The organism is Streptomyces glaucosporus (assembly GCF_039533345.1).
GTDB classification, from domain to species: Bacteria; Actinomycetota; Actinomycetes; order Streptomycetales; family Streptomycetaceae; genus Streptomyces; species Streptomyces glaucosporus.
In genome coordinates, this window is record NZ_BAAATJ010000003.1 from 211,870 (window position 1) to 230,321 (window position 18,452).

At 73.1% G+C, this 18,452-nt stretch carries 20 protein-coding genes; 2 read left to right on the plus strand and 18 right to left on the minus strand.

Annotated features, from left to right (window positions below; translation table 11 throughout):
- Nucleotide 1: 1 nt before the first annotated feature.
- Together recO and ABD358_RS05195 are read right to left on the minus strand one after the other, a co-directional pair.
- A complete protein-coding gene (recO, locus tag ABD358_RS05190; RefSeq protein ID WP_344629639.1) occupies nt 2-751 on the minus strand; it encodes a DNA repair protein RecO in 750 nt (249 codons plus the stop codon).
- 60 nt (nt 752-811) lie between these two features.
- Nucleotides 812-1,504 carry a TerB family tellurite resistance protein gene (locus ABD358_RS05195; protein ID WP_344629640.1) on the minus strand — a complete coding sequence of 231 codons (693 nt, stop codon included), beginning with the start codon at nt 1,502-1,504 and terminating at the stop codon, nt 812-814.
- 217 nt (nt 1,505-1,721) lie between these two features.
- On the opposite strand from ABD358_RS05195, the gene ABD358_RS05200 reads away from it, so the two are divergent.
- On the plus strand, nt 1,722-2,582 hold the full coding sequence (locus ABD358_RS05200; protein ID WP_344629641.1) for an alpha/beta fold hydrolase: 861 nt from the start codon (nt 1,722-1,724) through the stop codon (nt 2,580-2,582).
- A gap of 47 nt (nt 2,583-2,629) precedes the next feature.
- Here ABD358_RS05200 and ABD358_RS05205 read toward each other — a convergent pair whose 3' ends face one another.
- The 3 genes from ABD358_RS05205 to ABD358_RS05215 all read right to left on the minus strand — a co-directional run bounded on the left by ABD358_RS05205 (nt 2,630) and on the right by ABD358_RS05215 (nt 4,065).
- A complete protein-coding gene (locus tag ABD358_RS05205; protein ID WP_344629642.1) occupies nt 2,630-2,833 on the minus strand; it encodes a DUF397 domain-containing protein in 204 nt (67 codons plus the stop codon).
- Between the two features lie 219 nt (nt 2,834-3,052).
- A complete protein-coding gene (locus ABD358_RS05210) occupies nt 3,053-3,253 on the minus strand; it encodes a DUF397 domain-containing protein (RefSeq protein ID WP_344629643.1) in 201 nt (66 codons plus the stop codon).
- On the minus strand, nt 3,250-4,065 hold the full coding sequence (locus tag ABD358_RS05215; RefSeq protein WP_344629644.1) for a helix-turn-helix domain-containing protein: 816 nt from the start codon (nt 4,063-4,065) through the stop codon (nt 3,250-3,252). Before ABD358_RS05215 ends, ABD358_RS05210 begins: the two co-directional genes overlap by 4 nt.
- A gap of 242 nt (nt 4,066-4,307) precedes the next feature.
- Between ABD358_RS05215 and ABD358_RS05220 the strand changes: the two genes are divergently transcribed.
- Nucleotides 4,308-4,718 carry an ATP-binding protein gene (locus ABD358_RS05220; protein WP_344629645.1) on the plus strand — a complete coding sequence of 137 codons (411 nt, stop codon included), beginning with the start codon at nt 4,308-4,310 and terminating at the stop codon, nt 4,716-4,718.
- A 96-nt stretch (nt 4,719-4,814) separates the two neighbouring features.
- Here the strand turns inward: ABD358_RS05220 and leuA are convergent, their stop codons facing one another.
- The 13 genes from leuA to hrcA form a co-directional block, all read right to left on the minus strand.
- A complete protein-coding gene (leuA, locus tag ABD358_RS05225) occupies nt 4,815-6,581 on the minus strand; it encodes a 2-isopropylmalate synthase (RefSeq protein WP_344629646.1) in 1,767 nt (588 codons plus the stop codon).
- 496 nt (nt 6,582-7,077) lie between these two features.
- Nucleotides 7,078-8,049, minus strand: coding sequence for a GTPase Era (gene era / locus ABD358_RS05230; protein WP_344629647.1), 972 nt, complete (start codon nt 8,047-8,049; stop codon nt 7,078-7,080).
- A gap of 51 nt (nt 8,050-8,100) precedes the next feature.
- A complete protein-coding gene (locus tag ABD358_RS05235) occupies nt 8,101-8,466 on the minus strand; it encodes a cytidine deaminase (protein ID WP_425576248.1) in 366 nt (121 codons plus the stop codon).
- 62 nt (nt 8,467-8,528) lie between these two features.
- A complete protein-coding gene (locus tag ABD358_RS05240; protein WP_344629649.1) occupies nt 8,529-9,875 on the minus strand; it encodes a hemolysin family protein in 1,347 nt (448 codons plus the stop codon).
- Complete coding sequence (gene ybeY, locus ABD358_RS05245; RefSeq protein ID WP_344629650.1) at nt 9,872-10,369, minus strand: rRNA maturation RNase YbeY; 498 nt, start codon at nt 10,367-10,369, stop codon at nt 9,872-9,874. Before ybeY ends, ABD358_RS05240 begins: the two co-directional genes overlap by 4 nt.
- Nucleotides 10,370-10,422: 53 nt before the next feature.
- Nucleotides 10,423-11,451, minus strand: coding sequence for a PhoH family protein (locus tag ABD358_RS05250; RefSeq protein ID WP_344629651.1), 1,029 nt, complete (start codon nt 11,449-11,451; stop codon nt 10,423-10,425).
- A 138-nt stretch (nt 11,452-11,589) separates the two neighbouring features.
- Complete coding sequence (locus ABD358_RS05255; RefSeq protein ID WP_344629652.1) at nt 11,590-12,660, minus strand: carbohydrate kinase family protein; 1,071 nt, start codon at nt 12,658-12,660, stop codon at nt 11,590-11,592.
- A gap of 76 nt (nt 12,661-12,736) precedes the next feature.
- Entirely contained in the window at nt 12,737-13,645 is a 909-nt protein-coding gene (locus tag ABD358_RS05260; protein ID WP_344629653.1) for a ribonuclease Z, read from the minus strand.
- 19 nt (nt 13,646-13,664) lie between these two features.
- Nucleotides 13,665-14,042 (minus strand): histidine triad nucleotide-binding protein, encoded by a 378-nt coding sequence (locus tag ABD358_RS05265; protein WP_344629654.1) that lies wholly within the window; start codon nt 14,040-14,042, stop codon nt 13,665-13,667.
- 118 nt (nt 14,043-14,160) lie between these two features.
- On the minus strand, nt 14,161-14,904 hold the full coding sequence (locus ABD358_RS05270) for a 16S rRNA (uracil(1498)-N(3))-methyltransferase (protein ID WP_344629655.1): 744 nt from the start codon (nt 14,902-14,904) through the stop codon (nt 14,161-14,163).
- On the minus strand, nt 14,901-16,013 hold the full coding sequence (locus ABD358_RS05275; protein ID WP_344629656.1) for a nitronate monooxygenase: 1,113 nt from the start codon (nt 16,011-16,013) through the stop codon (nt 14,901-14,903). Before ABD358_RS05275 ends, ABD358_RS05270 begins: the two co-directional genes overlap by 4 nt.
- Before the next feature lie 134 nt (nt 16,014-16,147).
- Nucleotides 16,148-17,275 (minus strand): molecular chaperone DnaJ, encoded by a 1,128-nt coding sequence (gene dnaJ, locus ABD358_RS05280; RefSeq protein ID WP_344629657.1) that lies wholly within the window; start codon nt 17,273-17,275, stop codon nt 16,148-16,150.
- The gene (gene hrcA, locus ABD358_RS05285; RefSeq protein WP_344629658.1) at nt 17,276-18,292 is read right to left on the minus strand and encodes a heat-inducible transcriptional repressor HrcA; all 1,017 of its coding nucleotides are present in this window, start codon (nt 18,290-18,292) and stop codon (nt 17,276-17,278) included.
- Nucleotides 18,293-18,452 lie beyond the last annotated feature (160 nt).

Below are 18,452 nucleotides of genomic sequence, written 5' to 3' on the forward strand. Positions count from 1 at the left end.
GTCAGCCCTTCTCCACGTAGCGCAGGGAACGCAGGCCGCGCTCCAGGTGCCAGTGGAGGTAGGCGGAGACCAGGCCGCTGCCCTCCCGCACGTGCCGGGGCTCGGCGGCGTCGGCGGTCGCCCAGTCGCCCGTGAGGAGCGCGCCCAGCAGCCGCAGCGCCTCGGGGGACGGCACGACGCTGCCCGGCACCCGGCAGTCGGCGCACACCACACCGCCGGCGGCCACGGAGAAGAACCGGTTGGGGCCGGGCAGCCCGCACTGGGCGCAGTCCTCGAAACTCGGCGCGTAGCCGCCGACGGCCAGGGAGCGCAGCAGGAAGGCGTCCAGCACCAGCCCGGGGCTGTGCTCGCCCGCGGCGAGGGTCCGCAGCGCCCCGATCAGCAGCAGGTACTGCTGGACGTTCGGCTCGCCCTCGTGGTCGGTGAACCGCTCGGCCGTCTCCAGCATCGCCGTCCCGGCGGTGTAGCGGGCGTAGTCGGTGACGATGTTCCGCCCGTACGGCGCGATGGTCTCGGTCTGGGTGCACAGCGGCAGCCCCCGGCCGACCAGGTCGCTGCCGCGGGCGAAGAACTGGATGTCGACGTGCGAGAAGGGCTCCAGCCGCGCGCCGAACTTGGACTTGGTGCGCCGCACCCCCCGCGCCACGGCCCGCACCCTGCCGTGTCCGCGTGTGAGGAGCGTGATGATGCGGTCCGCCTCGCCCAGCTTCTGGGTTCGCAGGACCACACCGTCGTCGCGGAACAGGCTCATTCCCCCATTCTCCCCCACCCGCGCTCCCGCGGTGGGGCGGCGGGCGCCGGGGGAAGGGGCTCAGGAGAGGGTGGTGCGCGCGGTGTCGAGCAGCCGCTCGGTGTCCTCCCGGCACAGGCTCAGCGTCTGTCCGGCGGACGTCAGCACCGTGCGTTCGGCGGGGGTGTAGGGGCCGTCGGCGAGGGCGACGCGGGCGCCCAGGAGCAGCAGGCTCTCGCGGCCCGGCGGGGCGAGGTGCGGGGCGAGCGGGGCCAGGGCCTCGTGCAGTTCGATGTCCATGGCGACGCTGTCGGCCCCGACCGCCGCGAGCAGGGCGACCAGCTGCTCCTCGGAGCAGTTCGGGAAACCGGCTCCCCTGATCCCCTCGACGGCCGCCTCGCGGGCCGCGCGGGACTCCGACCCGCCCGCGGCGAGCACCGCCATGGCGACGGTGTGGACGGCGTCGCGGAGCATGGCGCCCAGCCGGGTGGTGGTGGGGTGGTCCAGGGCGTCGGTGCCGAAGTGCTCGCGGCACTCGGCGCACTCCAGCACGGGACCGGCGTCCCCGCGCGGCAGGACGGGCACGCCGAGCACGACCAGCCGGCGGCGTCCGGTGCGGCGCCGGTAGTTGCGGTCCCCTCCGCACGACGGGCAGAAGAACTCGCCGTCGTCGACCGTGCGCCATGTCGTACGGACGCCCGCCACACGCAGTTTCCGGCCGTCCCGGCTCCGGGAGTGCACCACTGACGTACCTCCGTCACGCTTCAGCGCCATTGCCGCGTGAACGTGATGCTAACCACATTCTTGAGGTGACGTCAGTACCCCGGACGGGACATATCCCCGCCCCGTCCGGCCCCTGCGCACCGGTCCGAGGGGTGTTCCCGCCGGTCGGACGGCGTTCCCCGGCACCTCCGGGGGGTGACCTCGGGAGCGACCGGGGCGGGCGAAATGCCGTCGCGGACCCGCCGGCCGGCTCGGCAGGATGGCGCGCATGGACGTGGGCGTGACCGATCCGGAGCGGACGGGCGAGGAGCGGCTTCCCGGCGGGAGGCTGCTGGGCTGGGCGGAGTGGGGACCGGAGGACGGCGTCCCCGTGCTGTTCTCCCCGGGCGCGGGCACGAGCCGGCACCTGGGGTTCGGCAGCGGCGCCGTGACCGCGCTCGGGGTGCGGCTGATCGCCCTGGACCGGCCCGGCCTGGGCGCCTCCACCCCGTCCCCGGGACGCACCTTCGCCGGCTTCGCCGAGGACGTCCGCGTCTTCGCCGCCGCCCGGGGGCTCGGACGTCCCGCCATGGTGGGCAACTCGCAGGGCGCGCCGTTCGCCCTCGCCTGCGCGGCGCGGGGCGTGGTGGGCGCGCTCGCCGTGGTCTCCGGGGCGGACGAGATCGCCGATCCCCGGTTCGCCGACGCACTGCCGGATGGCCTGCGGCGACTGGTCGGCACCGCCGTCGCCGACCCGGCCGCCGCGGAGCGGATCCTCGCCGGCTTCACGCCTCGGGCCATGGCGGACATGGTGCTGGCGGGCAGCCCGGAGTGCGACCTGGCGGTCTACCGGCACCCGGCGTTCGCCGCCGCCTGGCGGCGGGCGCTGGAGGAGGGCTTCGCCCAGGGACCGGAGGGCTACGCCCGCGACACCGCCCTGGTCATGGGCCGCTGGAAGCGGTGGGGCTGGACCTGTCGGAGATCGCCGTGCCGGTGGACCTGTGGTACGGCGCGGAGGACACCTCCCACTCCCCCGACCGGGGCGCCTCGCTGGCGTCACGCATCCCCGGAGCCGTCCGCCGTCTCGTCCCCGGAATCGGGGGCGCGGTGCTGTGGACGCACGCCGAGGAGATCCTGGGCACGCTGCTGAAACGCATCGGGACCGCCCGGTAGATCCAGGTGGCCCCGACACGGGGTTCACTTCACGGCGAGGCCGACGAACGCGCTCCAAGCCGCAGGGACGAAGGCGAGCGTCCCGCCCGCCCTGTCCTTCGAGTCGCGTACGCGGACAGTGTCGGAGCCGGCCGCGACCTCGACGCAGTTGCCGCCATCCCCACCGCTGTAGCTGCTCTTGAACCACGACAGTCCGTCGGGCGCGGTCGTGGGCTGCTCGCTGTTCATAGGTCTCCCGCGATGTCGGCATCACCTGCACCAAAACAGTGCGCATCTTCGCGCACTCCGACACGTGTCGAAGCTGCCTCCTGTGCGCGCTCCTTCCCGATGAGGTGCCGCAGCACGACTTCTTCGATCAGAAACCCAACACCCACGCCGAGGACCTTCCGCGCCCTGCTCGAACACATCGGGGCCGCCCGGTAGACCCGAGTGACCCCGACACGGAGGTCACTCCGCGGCGAAGCCGACGAACGCACTCCAAGCCGTACGCGGGAACGCCAACGGCTCTCGTCCCGGCTCCTTGGAATCCCGCACGTGGACGGTGCCAGGGTCGGTCGCGACCTCGACGCAGTTGCCACCCTCGTTGCCGCTGTAGCTACTCTTGCGCCACACCAATCCGCTGGTTCCCGTGGCCCGCTCGGTGTTCATAGGTCTCCCGCCGCCTGCTCGATGAGATGCGCTGATTCTTCCGGGGACAAAGCCTGTGCCCGGATGATTCCATACCGTTGCGCGAGCACACTCACTCGTTTCCGGTCGGAGACCAGGAAGCTCCCGCTCTGTCCCTCCGCATAAGCCAGGTTCCGGCCGTCTGGAGTCTCCAACAGGACGAAGGGCCCATCCAAGCCCATGTGGGTCTCCCGCGACGTCGGCATGACCTGCACCGAGACATTGCGCATCTCCGCACACTCCAACAAGCGCCGAAGCTGCCTCTTGTGCACGTTCCTACCCCCGATAGGGCGCCGCAGCACGACCTCTTCGATCACGAAACCCAGTACGCACGCTGGACTACGGTTCAGGAGTCCCTGCCGATCGACTCGGGCAGCGACACGGTTCTCGATCTCCTCGTTGTCGAGCGGTGGGCAGCGAGCCGAGATCACTTCGCGTACGTGCTCTTCCGTCTGCAATAGCCCCGGCACCGCGTGGTTCTCGTACGAGTACAGGCTCACCGCCTCCGCCTCCAGCAGGGCGAAGTCCCGGAACCATGTCGGGTAGCGGGACTGGAGCAGGTACGGCATGCCCGCTCGCAACACCCCGCCCGCGCCCAGAGTTTCGTCCACCTGGTCGACGAACTCCTGCTGCGGCATCCGCCGCCCCTGCTCGACGGAGGCGACCGTCGCCTCCGAGTACCCGATCCGGTCGCCGAGTTCCGCGCGGGACAGCCCCGCCCTCCGGCGGAACAGCTTCATCTGGCTGCCGAAGTACCTGAGCGTCGTCGCCCCGTAGTCGCTCTGCTCACCCATGTGACACCACCCCGTCCGCAGGCTTCGCATGGACAACTCGGCCTCATGAGTCGCCGTTACGGCGCGTGGCGCGTACAGGACCTCGTACAAACGCGTACACCTCCCGGTAGGGACGCGGCGGCCATCCCCAACTCACGCGGTGGTGCTGTTCCTTGGTGGGCATGACGCCTGAAAGCCCCTCAAGCCGCCTTCTCTTCGGCCTCCGCGCCCACACCCCTCCGTGCGGTCCGTACGAGTTCCGGATGCGGTTCAGTCCGACTCCGCGTGGTGCGCGGCTCGCGCGGCACCTGGCCGCGGTGCGGCTCGACGAGTGGGGCTTCCCCTACGACGGGGACGCCGCCGGAACGGCCTGCCTGCTGGTGGCCGAGCTGGCCGCGAACGCCGTCGTCCACGGCCGCGTGCCCGGCCGGGACTTCGCTCTCCGGCTCGCTCTCTCCGCCCCTCCTCCTCTGCCCGCGACCCTGCGCGTCGAGGTTGCGGACGCCCGGGGCGAGAAGCGTCCGTCCCTGTCGCCCATCGCCCCCGCGCCCTCCGACGAGCACGGCCGTGGACTTCTCCTCGTCGGGGCTCTCGCGGATCGCTGGGGCGTCTGCGGGCGGGAACCGGGTCCGTCGCCCGGCAAGACCGTCTGGGCCGAGCTGGACGTCCGGTGAGCCCCTCCCCGGGGGCGTGGAACGGGTCCGCCCCCGCCGGACGGCGTCCGGCGGGGGCGGCGGGTTCGGCGCGGGCCGCGGTGGGCGCCGCGTCCGTCAGCGGTAGGCGCGGTTGACGGCGGAGACGATGGCCTTCAGGGAGGCGCGGGTGGTGTTGGGGTCGATGCCGATGCCCCACAGCACCTTGCCGTCGATGGCGCACTCGATGTACGAGGCGGCCTGCGCGGAGGCGCCCTCGCTCATGGTGTGCTCCTGGTAGTCCAGGAGCCGGGCGTCGACGCCGATCTTCGCCAGCGCGTCGAAGAAGGCGGAGATCGGGCCGTTGCCACTGCCGGTCAGCACGGTCTCGGCGCCGTCCACGGTGGCCTCGACGGTGAGGTTGTCCACGCCGTCGGTGTCGGTCGTGGTCTGGCCCTTCTTGACCTGGATGCGGCCCCAGGGGTTCTCCGGGTTGGGCAGGTACTCGTCCCGGAAGACGTCCCAGATCTGCTGCGGGGTGACCTCGCCGCCCTCGGCGTCGGTCTTCGCCTGGATGATCTTGGAGAACTCGATCTGCATCCGGCGCGGCAGGTCCAGCTTGTGGTCGTTCTTCAGGACGTAGGCGACGCCGCCCTTGCCGGACTGGGAGTTGACGCGGATGACGGCCTCGTAGGAGCGGCCGACGTCCTTGGGGTCGATGGGCAGGTACGGCACCGCCCACTCGATCTCGTCCACCGTCTTCCCCTGCTCGGCGGCGGTGGCCTCCATCGCCTCGAAGCCCTTCTTGATGGCGTCCTGGTGGGAGCCGGAGAAGGCGGTGTAGACCAGGTCGCCCGCGTAGGGGTGGCGCGGGTGGACCTCCATCTGGTTGCAGTACTCGGCGGTGCGGCGGATCTCGTCGATCTGGCTGAAGTCGATCTGCGGGTCGATGCCCTGGCTGAACAGGTTCATCCCCAGGGTGACCAGGTCCACGTTGCCGGTCCGCTCGCCCTGACCGAACAGGCAGCCCTCGACGCGGTCGGCGCCGGCCATGACCGCCAGCTCGGCCGCGGCCACGGCGGTGCCGCGGTCGTTGTGGGGGTGGGTGGACAGGCAGATGAACTCGCGGCGGGACAGGTTCCGCGACATCCACTCGAACCGGTCGGCGTGGGTGGAGGGCGTGGAGCGCTCGACGGTGGCCGGCAGGTTGAGGATGATCTCGCGGCCCTCCTCGGGCTGCCAGACGTCCATCACCGACTCGCAGACCTCCAGGGCGAAGTCCAGCTCGGTGTCGGTGAAGATCTCCGGGCTGTACTGGTAGCCGAAGACGGTGTCGTCGCCCAGGATCTTCTCGGCGTACTCCATCACCAGGCGGGTGCCGTCCACGGCGATCTGCCTCACGTCCTCCCGGCTGCCCCGGAAGACCACGCGGCGGAAGACGGGCGCGGTGGCGTTGTACAGGTGGACGGTGGCGCGGGGGGCGCCCACCAGGGACTGCACGGTCCGCTCGATCAGTTCCTCGCGGGCCTGGGTCAGGACGGAGATCGTCACGTCCTCGGGGATGGCGCCCTCTTCGATGATGGAGCGCACGAAGTCGAAGTCGGTCTGCCCGGAAGAGGGGAAGCCGACCTCGATCTCCTTGTAGCCCATGCGGACCAGCAGGTCGAACATCGCGCGCTTGCGGGCCGGCGACATCGGGTCGATCAGCGCCTGGTTGCCGTCGCGCAGGTCGGTGGACAGCCAGCGGGGGGCCTTGGTGATGCGCTTGTCCGGCCAGGTGCGGTCGGGCAGCTCCACGGCCTCGTAGCCGCGGTACTTGTGGATCGGCATCCCCGACGGCTTCTGGGTGACGGTCGCCGCGGTGACGGGCGTGGGACGGCCGACGCGGGAAGAGGAATCGCTCATGGTGGGCTTGTCTCCTGATCGCGGAGTGAGGTGGCTTCAAAGGTGGCCGACGACGGCAGCACCGGACTCCGCGGTGAGGGGGTCGGCCGTATGTCTACAGGCCCTCGCCGCGGCAGCTAAGGAGAAGCAGCCCAAAACGCATGACCTCTCAAACATAACCGAGGGCGAATGCGTACGGCGGCGCGTATCAGTATGCGAGAACTCACAGGACGGACGCGGGTTCACCCCCGTGTCCGCCCCCGTGTCCGCCCCGCGGCGGGTGCGGCTCGGTCCTCCCCGTGCCGGGCGGCGCCGCTCGCCGGCTCCCGGTGCCGGCCGGTGTGGCCGCGGGGGAGGCCGCACCGGGGGAAGCCGAAGTCGTCCGCCAGGTCGTCGGGGGCCAGTGCCCCGCAGGTCCCGCCGCCCGGCGGGACCTCCTCGTCCGTCTCCACGCGGCCGCCCCGGGCCGCCGCCCCGGCCTCGGGGGGCGGACGGCGGCACGGGCGCGGCACGGGGGCTAGAAGCCCAGCTTCCGAAGCTGCTTGGGGTCGCGCTGCCAGTCCTTGGCGACCTTGACGTGGAGGTCGAGGTAGACGGGCGTGCCGAGGAGGGCCTCGATCTGCCGGCGGGACTTGGTGCCGACCTCCTTCAGCCGGCTGCCCTTGGGGCCGATGACGATGCCCTTCTGGCTGGGGCGCTCGATGAAGAGGTTGGCGTGGATGTCCAGCAGCGGCCGGTCCGCGGGACGGCCCTCGCGGGGCGCCATCTCCTCGACCACCACGGCGATGGAGTGCGGCAGCTCGTCGCGCACGCCCTCCAGCGCGGCCTCGCGGATCAGCTCGGCGACCATGACCTGCTCGGGCTCGTCGGTCAGGTCGCCGTCCGGGTAGAGCGACGGCCCCTCGGGGAGGAGGGGGACGAGCAGGTCGGCCAGCAGGCCCACCTGCGTGCCCTCGGTGGCCGAGACGGGCACGATCTCGGCCCACTCGATGCCCAGTTCCTTGCCGAGCCGGTCCACGGCCAGGAGCTGCTCGGCCAGGGCCTTGGAGTCCACCAGGTCGGTCTTGGTGACGATCGCGACCTTCGGGGTGCGCCTGAGGGACGCCAGCTCCCCCGCGATGAACCGGTCGCCGGGGCCGATCTTCTGGTCGGCGGGCAGGCAGAAACCGATCACGTCGACCTCGGCCCAGGTGGTGCGCACCACGTCGTTGAGCCGCTCGCCCAGCAGGGTGCGCGGCTTGTGGAGGCCGGGGGTGTCCACGAGGACGAGCTGGGCGTCGGGGCGGTGGACGATGCCGCGCACGGTGTGGCGGGTGGTCTGGGGGCGGTTGGAGGTGATCGCGACCTTCGTCCCCACCAGGGCGTTGGTGAGGGTCGACTTGCCCGCGTTGGGGCGGCCGACGAAACAGGCGAAACCCGCGCGGTGCGGCGCGGGCTCCGTCCGCTGGGCGGGCCGGGATGAGGGGGAACGGTCGCTCATGGTGGCCATTCTCCCCGATCGGCGGAGTGTTCCGCGCCGCTCCGGGCCGCCCCGGGCCGCTCAGCCCGCGGTGACCGTGGAGCGCAGCGCGCCGTCGGGCCCGGCGAGCAGCACGGGCGTGGCCGGCCCGCCCAGGTCGTGGACGGCGGCGAGGTCGGCGGAGGGCACCGCGGGCGCCTCGGAGACCACGGCCGCGGCCTCCAGGGACTGGGCCCCGGACGCCACCGCCATGGCGACCGCCGTCTGCAGGGCGCTGAGCCTGAGCGACTTCAGCGCGACGGTCCCGGCCACGTAGGTGCGTCCGGTCTCGTCCCGGACGGCCGCCCCCTCGGGCACGCCGTTGCGGGCCCGAGCGCTGCGGGCGAGGGTGATGATCTTGCGGTCTTCGGGGTCCAGGGCGGCGGCTTCGCTCATGGGGCCGAGCATATGCTCTCCCCCCGCCGCGGGTGGAGGGAGTCCGGCGGTACGTACCGGCGCGGACCGGGCGGTCAGCCGCCGCTCCCCGCGGCGTGCTCCTCCTCCGGTTCGGGGACGGCCGCGCGGACCGGCTCGACCAGGACCGTGAGGATGCGGTTGCGGCGCCCCGCCGTGGACTCGGCGGTCAGCCGCAGGGCCTCCAGCGCCGGGTCGGCGCTGCGGTCGGCGCGGGCCCCGGTGACGTCCACGACGGCCGTGGCGCCCGCGATGGGGACCCGGCCCAGCAGCTTGGCCAGCAGGCCGCCGACCGTCTCCACGTCCTCGTCCTCCAGGTCCAGGCCGTACAGCTCGCCCAGGTCGCCGAGGTCGAGGCGGGCGGTGACGCGGTGGCGGCCCTCTCCCAGGTCCTCCACCGGCGGCAGCTCCCGGTCGTACTCGTCGGTGATCTCGCCGACGATCTCCTCCAGGATGTCCTCGATGGTGACGATCCCGGCCGTGCCGCCGTACTCGTCGATGACGACCGCGACGTGGTTGCGGTCCCGCTGCATCTCGCGCAGCAGGTCCCCGGCGTTCTTGGTGTCGGGGACGAAGACGGCCGGCCGCATCGCCGTGGAGACCAGCTCGGTCTCGGCCTCGCGGTTGATGTGGACCTTCCGGGCGAGGTCCTTGAGGTAGACGATGCCGACGACGTCGTCCTCGCTCTCCCCCGTCACCGGGATGCGGGAGAAGCCGGAGCGCAGGGCGAGGGTGAGGGCCTGGCGGATGGTCTTGAACCGCTCGATGGAGACCAGCTCGGTGCGCGGCACCATCACCTCGCGCACCAGGGTGTCGCCCAGCTCGAAGACGGAGTGCACCATCCGGCGCTCCTCGTCCTCGATCAGCGACTCCCGTCCGGCCAGGTCCACCATCGCCCGCAGCTCGGCCTCGGTGGCGAACGGGCCCTTGCGGAAGCCTCTGCCCGGGGTGAGGGCGTTGCCCAGGAGGATCAGGAGCTGCGGCAGCGGGCCCAGCACGCGGGCCAGCGGCAGCAGGACGTACGCGGCGGCCGTGGCGGTGTTCAGCGGGTGCTGGCGGCCGATGGTGCGCGGCGAGACGCCGACCGCGACGTAGGAGACGAGCACCATCGCGGCGATGGCGGCGGCCAGGGCCTGCCAGGTCTCGTCGAAGGTGTGGAGGAAGCCGTAGGTGACCAGGACCCCCGCGCCCATCTCGGCGGCGACGCGCAGCAGCAGCGCCAGGTTGAGGTAGCGGGTGGGGTCGGCGGCGACGGCGGCCAGTTTGGCGCCGCCGCGCCGCCCGGACCGTACGGCCTCCTCGGCGCGGTAGCCGGTGGCGCCGGCCAGGCCGGCCTCGGCGCAGGCCGCGAGCCAGGCGACGCCCACCAGGACGACCGCCGCGACGATCAGCTGGACGCTCACGTCGTGGTGGGGGCCGGCGAGGGCCCGGTCAGGCCGCGCTCGGCGCGCCAGCCGTCGACGATCGCCGCCTGGAGGCCGAACATCTCGGCCCGTTCGGCGGGGGTCTCGTGGTCGTAGCCGAGCAGGTGCAGCACGCCGTGGACGGTGAGGAGCTGGAGCTCCTCGTCCATGGAGTGCTTCGTCGGGGCCTCGGCGCCCTGCTTCTCGGCGACGTCCGGGCACAGGACGATGTCGCCCAGGAGGCCCTGCGGGGGCTCGTCGGAGTCCTTCGCGGGCGGCCTCAGCTCGTCCATGGGGAAGGACATCACGTCGGTGGGGCCGGGGAGGTCCATCCACTGCCGGTGGAGCTGCTCCATGGCGTCGGTGTCGACGGCGATCACCGACAGTTCCGAGAGCGGATGGATGCGCATCCGGGCGAGGGCGTAGCGGGCGATGTCGAGGATCGCGCGCTCGTCGATCTCCCGCCCGGACTCGTTGTTGACGTCGATCGACATGGGGGTGGTGGACGCTCTCCGTTGTTCTCCGCGACCGCGGCTCTCCGCGGTCGCTACTTTCTGCGGTCGCCGCCGTCGGTCGTGCCGTTGCGGACGTCGTAGCGGTCGTAGGCGTCGACGATACGGCCCACCAGCTTGTGGCGGACGACGTCGGTGCTGGTGAGCCTCGCGAAGTGGACGTCCTCCACCCCTTCGAGGATCTCCTGCACCTGGCGCAGACCGCTCTTCGTGCCGCCCGGCAGGTCCACCTGCGTGACGTCGCCGGTGACGACGATCTTGGAGTCGAACCCGAGCCTGGTGAGGAACATCTTCATCTGCTCGGGGTTCGTGTTCTGCGCCTCGTCGAGGATGATGAACGCGTCGTTGAGCGTCCGGCCGCGCATGTACGCCAGCGGGGCGACCTCGATCGTCCCGGCGGCCATCAGCCGCGGGATCGAGTCCGGGTCGAGCATGTCGTGCAGCGCGTCGTACAGCGGGCGCAGGTACGGGTCGATCTTCTCGTAGAGGGTGCCCGGCAGGAAGCCGAGCCGCTCCCCCGCCTCGACCGCGGGCCGGGTCAGGATGATGCGGGTGACCTGCTTGGCCTGGAGGGCCTGCACCGCCTTGGCCATGGCCAGGTACGTCTTGCCCGTGCCCGCCGGGCCGATGCCGAACACGACGGTGTGCTTGTCGATCGCGTCCACGTAGCGCTTCTGGTTGAGCGTCTTCGGGCGGATCGTGCGGCCGCGGTTGGACAGGATGTTCTGGGTGAGGACCTGGGCGGGCGTCTCCGACTCGGGGTCCGCCTCGCGGAGCATGGCGATCGAGCGCTCCACCGCGTCCTCCGTGAGCGGCTGGCCGGTGCGCAGCACCAGCATCATCTCGTCGAAGAGCCGCTGGACGAGAGCTACCTCCGCCGCGTCGCCCGTGGCGCTGATCTCGTTGCCGCGGACATGGATGTCGGTCGACGGGAAGGCCCTCTCGATCACCCGGAGGAGGGAGTCGCCCGAACCCAGCACCGTCACCATGGGGTGCTTGGCCGGAACGGTGAACTGGGCGCTCGTGGAATTCGACCGTGCCTGGTCTGTCTGTGTCTGAGTCATGGGCCGGCTCTGTGGCCTGCGCGTCCCTCTCTGTGGCTGCCGTGCGCTTCGCCCTCAAGAGTACGCCGTGAGGCTGACAGACCAGTAGGGATTTGCCTCACCCCGCCGCGCGGCCCGCTCCCGCTCCCCGGCGCCCGCTCACACCCGCCGGAAACCGATGGTCGGCACCGCCCGGCGCAGCGGCCAGGGCCGTGCGGCGCCCGGCAGCAGGGCGTCCAGGAACGAGTAGCGGCGCAGGGCCTCCCGGTCCTGGTCGTCGAAGGAGCGGACGTGCTGCCACCAGGCCGTTATCTCGGCCCAGCCGGGGGCCGACAGCGAGCCGCCGAACTCCTGGACCGACAGGGCGGCGGTGAGGCCCGCGAAGGCGAGCCGGTCGGCGAGCGGCCAGCCGGCCAGGGTGCCGGTGACGAAGCCGGCCATGAACACGTCCCCGGCGCCGGTGGGGTCCAGCGCCTCCACGGAGATGGCGGGCACCTCGGCGGTCTCGCCGCTGCCGCCGTCCACCGCGTAGGCGCCCTCCGGGCCGAGGGTGACCACGGCCAGCGGCACCAGGTCGGCGAGCCTGCGGGCGGCGGCGCGGGGGCAGTCGGTGCGGGTGTAGCGCATCGCCTCCTCCGCGTTGGGCAGGAACGCCTCGCAGTACCGCAGGTCGGACAGGTCCGCGGGGTCCCAGCGGCCGCTCTCGTCCCAGCCGACGTCGGCGAAGACCCGGCTGCCGCGGCGGGCCGCCGCCTCGACCCACTCCTGGTGGACGCCCGGCTGCAGGGAGGCCACGCAGGCGCGGGACGGGGGCGGCACGCCGGGGGCGGGCTCCTCCGGCGGCGGCGCCTCGTGCCCGTGGGAGACCATCGTCCGCTCGCCCTCGTACGCCATCGAGACGGTGACCGGGGAGTGCCAGCCGGGCACGGTGCGCGACAGCGACAGGTCGATGCCCTCGCCCTGTTCGAGGGCCTCCCAGCAGTACTCGCCGTACACGTCGTCCCCGAAGGCGGCGGCGAGCCAGGTGCGCAGCCCCAGCCGGGCCAGGGCGGTGGCCATGTTGGCGACGCCGCCGGGGCTCGACCCCATGCCCTTCGCCCAGGACTCGGTGCCGCGCACGGGCGCGGAGTCCAGTCCCGTGAAGACGATGTCCAGGAAGACGGTCCCGGTCAGGTAGACGTCGCAGGGCGGGTCGCCGGGGGTGCGGAGCGAGGCGAGCGGGTCCAGCATGCGGCCAGTGTGCCCGACGGCCGGCGCCCGCCGCGGGAGGCGGGGGCGGCCCGCCTCCCGCGGCGGGGCGGGACGGTCAGCGCCGCCGGGGCACCGGCACCCGGATCAGGTCCTCGGCCACGGTCAGCTCCCCGGCGTACCCGGCCTCCCGTGCCTGCCGGGCGAACTCGGCCGGGTCGTCGTAGCGCTGGGAGAAGTGCGTGAGGACCAGGTGCCGCACGCCCGCCTCCGCCGCGACGGACGCGGCCTGGCCGGCGGTGAGGTGGCCGTACTCCTCGGCCAGCTCCGCCTCCCCGTCGAGGAACGTGGACTCGATGACCAGCATGTCGCAGCCCTCGGCGAGCTCGTACACGCCGTCGCACAGCCGGGTGTCCATCACGAACGCGAAGCGCTGTCCCGGTCTGGGCTCGCTCACCTGGTCGAGGGTGACGCCGCGCAGCTCGCCCTCCCGCTGGATGCGTCCCACGTCCGGGCCGGTGATGCCGTGGGCGGCGAGCCGCTCGGGCAGCATCCGGCGCCCGTCGGGCTCGGTCAGGCGGTAGCCGTAGGACTCCACCGGGTGGGACAGCCTCCGCGCCCGGAGGGTGAACGCGCCGGTGGCGGCCAGTGTGCCGCCCTCCCCGGACACCGGCTCCTGGCGCAGGTCGGCCGTCTCGCGGTAGGCCGTGGCGTACCGCAGCCGGTCGAAGAACCGCTGCCCGCTCGCCGGGTAGTGCGCCGTGACGGGGTGCGGCACCCGGTCGAGGTTGATGCGCTGGATCACCCCGGCCAGACCGAGGGAGTGGTCGCCGTGGAAGTGCGTCACGCACAGCCGGGTGAGGTCGTGGGCGGCCACGCCCGCGCGGAGCAGCTGGCGCTGGGTGCCCTCGCCGGGGTCGAACAGGAGGGCCTCGCCGTCCCAGCGCAGGACGTAGCCGTTGTGGTTGCGGTGTCGTGTGGGCACCTGGCTGGCGGTGCCCAGCACGACCAGTTCGCGTACGGACATGCGGGAGGGGAACCGGTCCTTATCCGGGCGGCCAGTTCAGGCCGCGCCCGCCGAGCACGTGGGCGTGCGCGTGCCAGACCGTCTGCCCGGCGCCCGAGCCCGTGTTGAACACGATGCGGTAGCCCTTGCTGGGCACGTCCTCCTCGGCGGTGATCTTCTCCTGGGCGGCGACCTCGCCCGCCTCGCGCAGCACGTCCGCGGCCAGCCCGGGGGCGGCGGCGGCCAGCGACGCGGCGTCGGGGTAGTGCGCCTTGGGGATCACCAGCACGTGGGTGGGCGCCTGGGGGTTGATGTCCCGGAAGGCCAGGGTCGTCTCCGACTCGCGGACGACGGTCGCCGGGACCTCGCCCGCGACGATCTTGCAGAACAGGCAGTCGGCCTGTGGTTCTCCCGCCACGGTGGCGCCTCCGCTGTGGATGGGCTTGATCCGTCGGTACGCAGCGGATCGTACCCGCTGGGGCGCCGGTCCCGCCCGGGGGGCACGGCCCGGCGGCCCCCCGGACGGAGGGCGCCGCTCAGGACCAGCGGCCGGTGCGTCCCAGCAGCAGCGCCGCCGCGGCCGTCCCCGCGGTGGAGGTGCGCAGCACGCTCGGACCCAGCCGGTACGGCCGCGCCCCGGCCCCGGCGAAGACCTCCAGCTCCTCCGGGGCGATCCCGCCCTCCGGGCCGACGACGATCACCAGCTCGCCTCGCTCGGGCAGCTCGGCCGCGGCCAGCGGCCGCGAACCCTCCTCGTGGAGGACCGCGGCGAAGGACGCCGAGGCCAGCAGCGGCAGGAGCTGCCGGGTGGAGGCCGGCTCGGCGACCTCCGGGAAGCGCAGCCTGCGGGACTGCTTGCCCGCCTCGCGCGCCGTCGTCCGCCACTTGCGGAGCGCCTTCGCCCCGCGCTCGCCCCGCCACTGCGTCACGCAGCGCGCGGCCGACCAGGGCACGATCGCGTCCACGCCCGTCTCGGTCATCGTTTCCACGGCCAGCTCCCCGCGGTCGCCCTTGGGCAGGGCCTGGACGACGGTGATCCTCGGCTCGGGCTCCGGCTCGACGCGGACCTCCGCGACGGCGACCTCCAGCCGCTCCCTGCCCTCGACGGCCGCGACGGTGCCGAAGGCCCCGGTGCCCGCGCCGTCGGTGAGGACGATCTCCTCCCCCACCCGCAGCCGCCGCACCGCGACGGCGTGCCGGCCCTCGGGGCCGTCCAGGGTGAGCGTGGCGCCGGGGGCGGCCCCGGCGAGGGAGTCCGCGACGAAGACGGGGGCGGTCACGCGGCCCTCCGTCCCGTGAGCGCGTCGCGGGCCGCCGCGAGCTCGCCGGCCAGCACCCCGACCAGCTCGGCGGCGGGCAGGGCGCGTGCCAGCCGGTGCCCCTGCCCGGCCCACAGCGCCATGGCCTGCGGGTCGCCGGCCTCCGCGGCGGCCCTGCGCAGCGGGGCGGTGAGGTGGTGCACCCGGGGGTACGCGGCGGGAGCGTGGGGGCCGTGCTCGGCCGAGAAGCGGTTGACCAGGGCGCGCGCGGGGCGGCCGGAGAAGGCGCGGGTCAGCTCGGTGCGGGGGAACGCGGGGTCGGTCAGCGCCCGCTTGTGCAGTTCGTGGGCGCCCGACTCGGGGCAGGGCAGGAAGGCCGTGCCGAACTGCGCGGCGACCGCGCCGGCGGCCAGCACGGCGGCGATCTGCCCGCCGCGCATCAGCCCGCCCGCCGCGATCAGCGGGAGCGTCACGGCCTCCCGCACCCGGCCCAGCAGCGCGAGCAGGCCGAGTCCGGCGCCGTCCGGCGCGGGGTCCGAGGCGGGGTCGTCGCGGTGCGTGCCCCGGTGGCCTCCCGCCTCGACGCCCTGGACGCACAGCGCGTCGGCGCCCGCCTCCTCGGCGGCCCGGGCCTCGGCGACCGAGGTGACGGTCACCACGGTGGCGGTGCCCGCCTCCGCCAGGTCCTCCAGGACCCGGCGCGACGGGCAGCCGAAGGTGAAGGAGACCAGCGGAACGGGCTCCTCCAGGAGGATCTCCAGCTTGGCGCCGTACGCGTCGTCGTCCCCGTCGTCCCCGTGCCCGCCCGGCTCGGCGCCGTAGCGGGCGAACTCGCCCGCGAGCCGTTCGCGGTAGGCCGCCACGGCGGCGCGCGGACCGGCGCCGACGGTGTGGGGCATGAAGAGGTTGACGCCGAAGGGGCGGTCGGTCAGCGTCCGCAGCCGCCGGATCTCCCCGCGCATCGCCTCCGGGCTCTTGTACCCGGCGGCGAGGAAGCCGAGCCCGCCCGCCTCGCCGACGGCTGCGGCCAGCTCGGGGCGGGACGCGCCCCCGGCCATGGGGGCCTGGACGACGGGATGCTCGATCCGGGACCGGATCCTGGAGAAGGGCGTGGTCGGCGGGGAGGACATGGCGGCATCCTGCCACGTCCCCGTCCGGGCGGGACGCCGCGCCCGGCCCCAAGGCCGCCGGCGCCGGGCGGGCACGTCAGGACGCTCCCGGCCGGCGGCACCCCCGGGGCAGCGGCCCCCGGCCGGACGGCCGCTCACCGCCCGTTGAACGCGTCCTTCAGCCGGGAGAACAGTCCCTGCTGCCCCGGCTGGAACTGGCCCATCGGCCGCTCCTCGCCCCGCAGCTTGGCCAGTCGGCGCAGCAGCTCCTCCTGCTCGGCGTCCAGCTTGGTCGGGGTCTGCACCTCGACGTGGACGACCAGGTCGCCCCGGCCGCCGCCGCGCAGGTGCGTCACACCGCGCTGGTGGAGCGGGATGGACTGGCCGGACTGGGTGCCGGGCCGGATGTCGACCTCCTCCATGCCGTCCAGCGTCTCCAGCGGGACCTTCGTGCCCAGCGCCGCCGCCGTCATGGGGATGGTGACCGTGCAGTGCAGGTCGTCGCCGCGGCGCTGGAAGACCGGGTGCGGGACCTCGTGGATCTCCACGTACAGGTCGCCGGCCGGGCCGCCGCCCGGGCCGACCTCGCCCTCGCCGGCGAGCTGGATGCGGGTGCCGCTGTCCACGCCCGCCGGGATCTTCACCGTCAGGCTGCGCCGCGCCCGCACGCGGCCGTCGCCGGCGCACTCCGGGCAGGGGTTGGGCACGATCGTGCCGAACCCGTGGCACTGCGGGCACGGCCGCGAGGTCATGACCTGGCCCAGGAAGGACCGGGTGACCTGCGAGACCTCGCCGCGGCCGCGGCACATGTCGCAGGTCTGCACCGACGTGCCCGGGGCGGCGCCCTCGCCGTTGCACGTCGTGCAGACGACGGCCGTGTCGACCTGGATGTCCTTCGTGGTGCCGAAGGCGGCCTCGTCCAGCTCGATGTCGAGCCGGATCATCGCGTCCTGGCCGCGCCTCGTACGGGACCTCGGCCCGCGCTGCGAGGCGGTGCCGAAGAAGGCGTCCATGATGTCGGAGAAGTTCCCGAACCCCGCGCCGAAGCCGCCGCCCCGGCCCGCGCCGCCCATCGGGTCGCCGCCGAGGTCGTACATCTGCTTCTTCTGCGGGTCGGAGAGCACCTCGTAGGCGGTGTTGATCTCCTTGAACCGCTCCTGCGTCTTCGGGTCCGGGTTGACGTCCGGGTGCAGCTCGCGCGCGAGCCGCCGGAAGGCCTTCTTGATCTCGTCCTGTGAGGCATCGCGCTGCACGCCCAGGATCGCGTAGTAGTCCGTCGCCACTTACGACTCCGCGAGGATCTGTCCGACGTAACGTGCCACTGCGCGTACCGCTCCCATCGTTCCGGGGTAGTCCATGCGGGTCGGTCCGACCACACCGAGCTTGGCCACCGCCTCGTTGCCCGAACCGTAACCGACCGAGACGACCGACGTGGAGTTCAGCCCCTCGTGGGCGTTCTCGTGACCGATGCGCACGGTCATGCCGGAGTCCTTGGCCTCCCCCAGCAGCTTGAGGAGCACGACCTGCTCCTCCAGCGCCTCCAGCACCGGGCGGATCGTCAGGGGGAAGTCGTGCACGAAGCGGGTGAGATTGGCGGTGCCGCCGATCATCAGCCGCTCCTCGGGCTCCTCCACCAGCGTCTCCAGCAGGGTCGCCAGCACGGTGGAGATCGTGCCGCGGTCGTCCTGGTCGAAGGACTCCGGGAGATCCTGCACCAGCCTGGGCACCTCGGAGAAGCGCTCGCCCACCACCCGGCTGTTGAGGCGGGCCCGCAGGTCCGCCAGCGTCGTCTCGGTGAGGGGGGCAGGGCAGTCCACCACGCGCTGCTCGACCCGCCCGGTGTCCGTGATCAGCACGAGCATCAGGCGCGTGGGCGCGAGCAGCAGGAGCTCGACGTGGCGCACGGTCGAACGGGTCAGCGACGGGTACTGGACGATGGCGACCTGCCGGGTGAGCTGGGCCAGCAGCCGCACGGTGCGGCTGACGACGTCGTCGAGGTCGACGGCCCCCGCCAGGAAGTTCTGGATCGCCCGCCGCTCGGGCTTGGACAGCGGCTTGACGCCCGCCAGCCGGTCCACGAACAGGCGGTATCCCTTGTCCGTCGGGATGCGGCCCGCGCTGGTGTGCGGCTGGGCGATGTAGCCCTCCTCCTCCAGCGCCGCCATGTCGTTGCGCACGGTGGCCGGGGAGACCTTGAGGTTGTGCCGCTCGGTCAGGGCCTTGGAGCCCACCGGCTCCTGCGTGCCGACGTAGTCCTGGACGATGGCGCGCAAGACCTCGAGTCTGCGTTCGCTGAGCACTTCGGCGCACCTCCCGTCCGGCCGTGTCTTCCGTTCCTGCCCTGGCACTCTCGGCAGGCGAGTGCCAGTTTCCCTGTGCCAGTGTACGGCCGGTGACCACGGCCAGGGCAAGGGCGGCCGGGAAGCGGTGGCGACCGGCCTCTGCCGCCCGGCGGGCATC

Bases quoted from the DNA above. Each gene is read 5' to 3' on its own strand.
- ABD358_RS05200 (WP_344629641.1), top strand. From the start codon at position 1,722: ATGGACGTGGGCGTGACCGATCCGGAGCGGACGGGCGAGGAGCGGCTT.
- ABD358_RS05215 (WP_344629644.1), bottom strand. From the start codon at position 4,065: ATGGGTGAGCAGAGCGACTACGGGGCGACGACGCTCAGGTACTTCGGC.
- leuA (WP_344629646.1), bottom strand. From the start codon at position 6,581: ATGAGCGATTCCTCTTCCCGCGTCGGCCGTCCCACGCCCGTCACCGCG.
- ABD358_RS05260 (WP_344629653.1), bottom strand. From the start codon at position 13,645: ATGTCCGTACGCGAACTGGTCGTGCTGGGCACCGCCAGCCAGGTGCCC.
- ABD358_RS05220 (WP_344629645.1), top strand. From the start codon at position 4,308: ATGCGGTTCAGTCCGACTCCGCGTGGTGCGCGGCTCGCGCGGCACCTG.
- ABD358_RS05255 (WP_344629652.1), bottom strand. From the start codon at position 12,660: ATGCTGGACCCGCTCGCCTCGCTCCGCACCCCCGGCGACCCGCCCTGC.
- ABD358_RS05250 (WP_344629651.1), bottom strand. From the start codon at position 11,451: ATGACTCAGACACAGACAGACCAGGCACGGTCGAATTCCACGAGCGCC.
- ABD358_RS05205 (WP_344629642.1), bottom strand. From the start codon at position 2,833: ATGAACAGCGAGCAGCCCACGACCGCGCCCGACGGACTGTCGTGGTTC.
- ABD358_RS05235 (WP_425576248.1), bottom strand. From the start codon at position 8,466: ATGCTCGGCCCCATGAGCGAAGCCGCCGCCCTGGACCCCGAAGACCGC.
- ABD358_RS05195 (WP_344629640.1), bottom strand. From the start codon at position 1,504: ATGGCGCTGAAGCGTGACGGAGGTACGTCAGTGGTGCACTCCCGGAGC.
- ABD358_RS05275 (WP_344629656.1), bottom strand. From the start codon at position 16,013: ATGTCCTCCCCGCCGACCACGCCCTTCTCCAGGATCCGGTCCCGGATC.
- ABD358_RS05210 (WP_344629643.1), bottom strand. From the start codon at position 3,253: ATGAACACCGAGCGGGCCACGGGAACCAGCGGATTGGTGTGGCGCAAG.
- recO (WP_344629639.1), bottom strand. From the start codon at position 751: ATGAGCCTGTTCCGCGACGACGGTGTGGTCCTGCGAACCCAGAAGCTG.
- era (WP_344629647.1), bottom strand. From the start codon at position 8,049: ATGGCCACCATGAGCGACCGTTCCCCCTCATCCCGGCCCGCCCAGCGG.
- ybeY (WP_344629650.1), bottom strand. From the start codon at position 10,369: ATGTCGATCGACGTCAACAACGAGTCCGGGCGGGAGATCGACGAGCGC.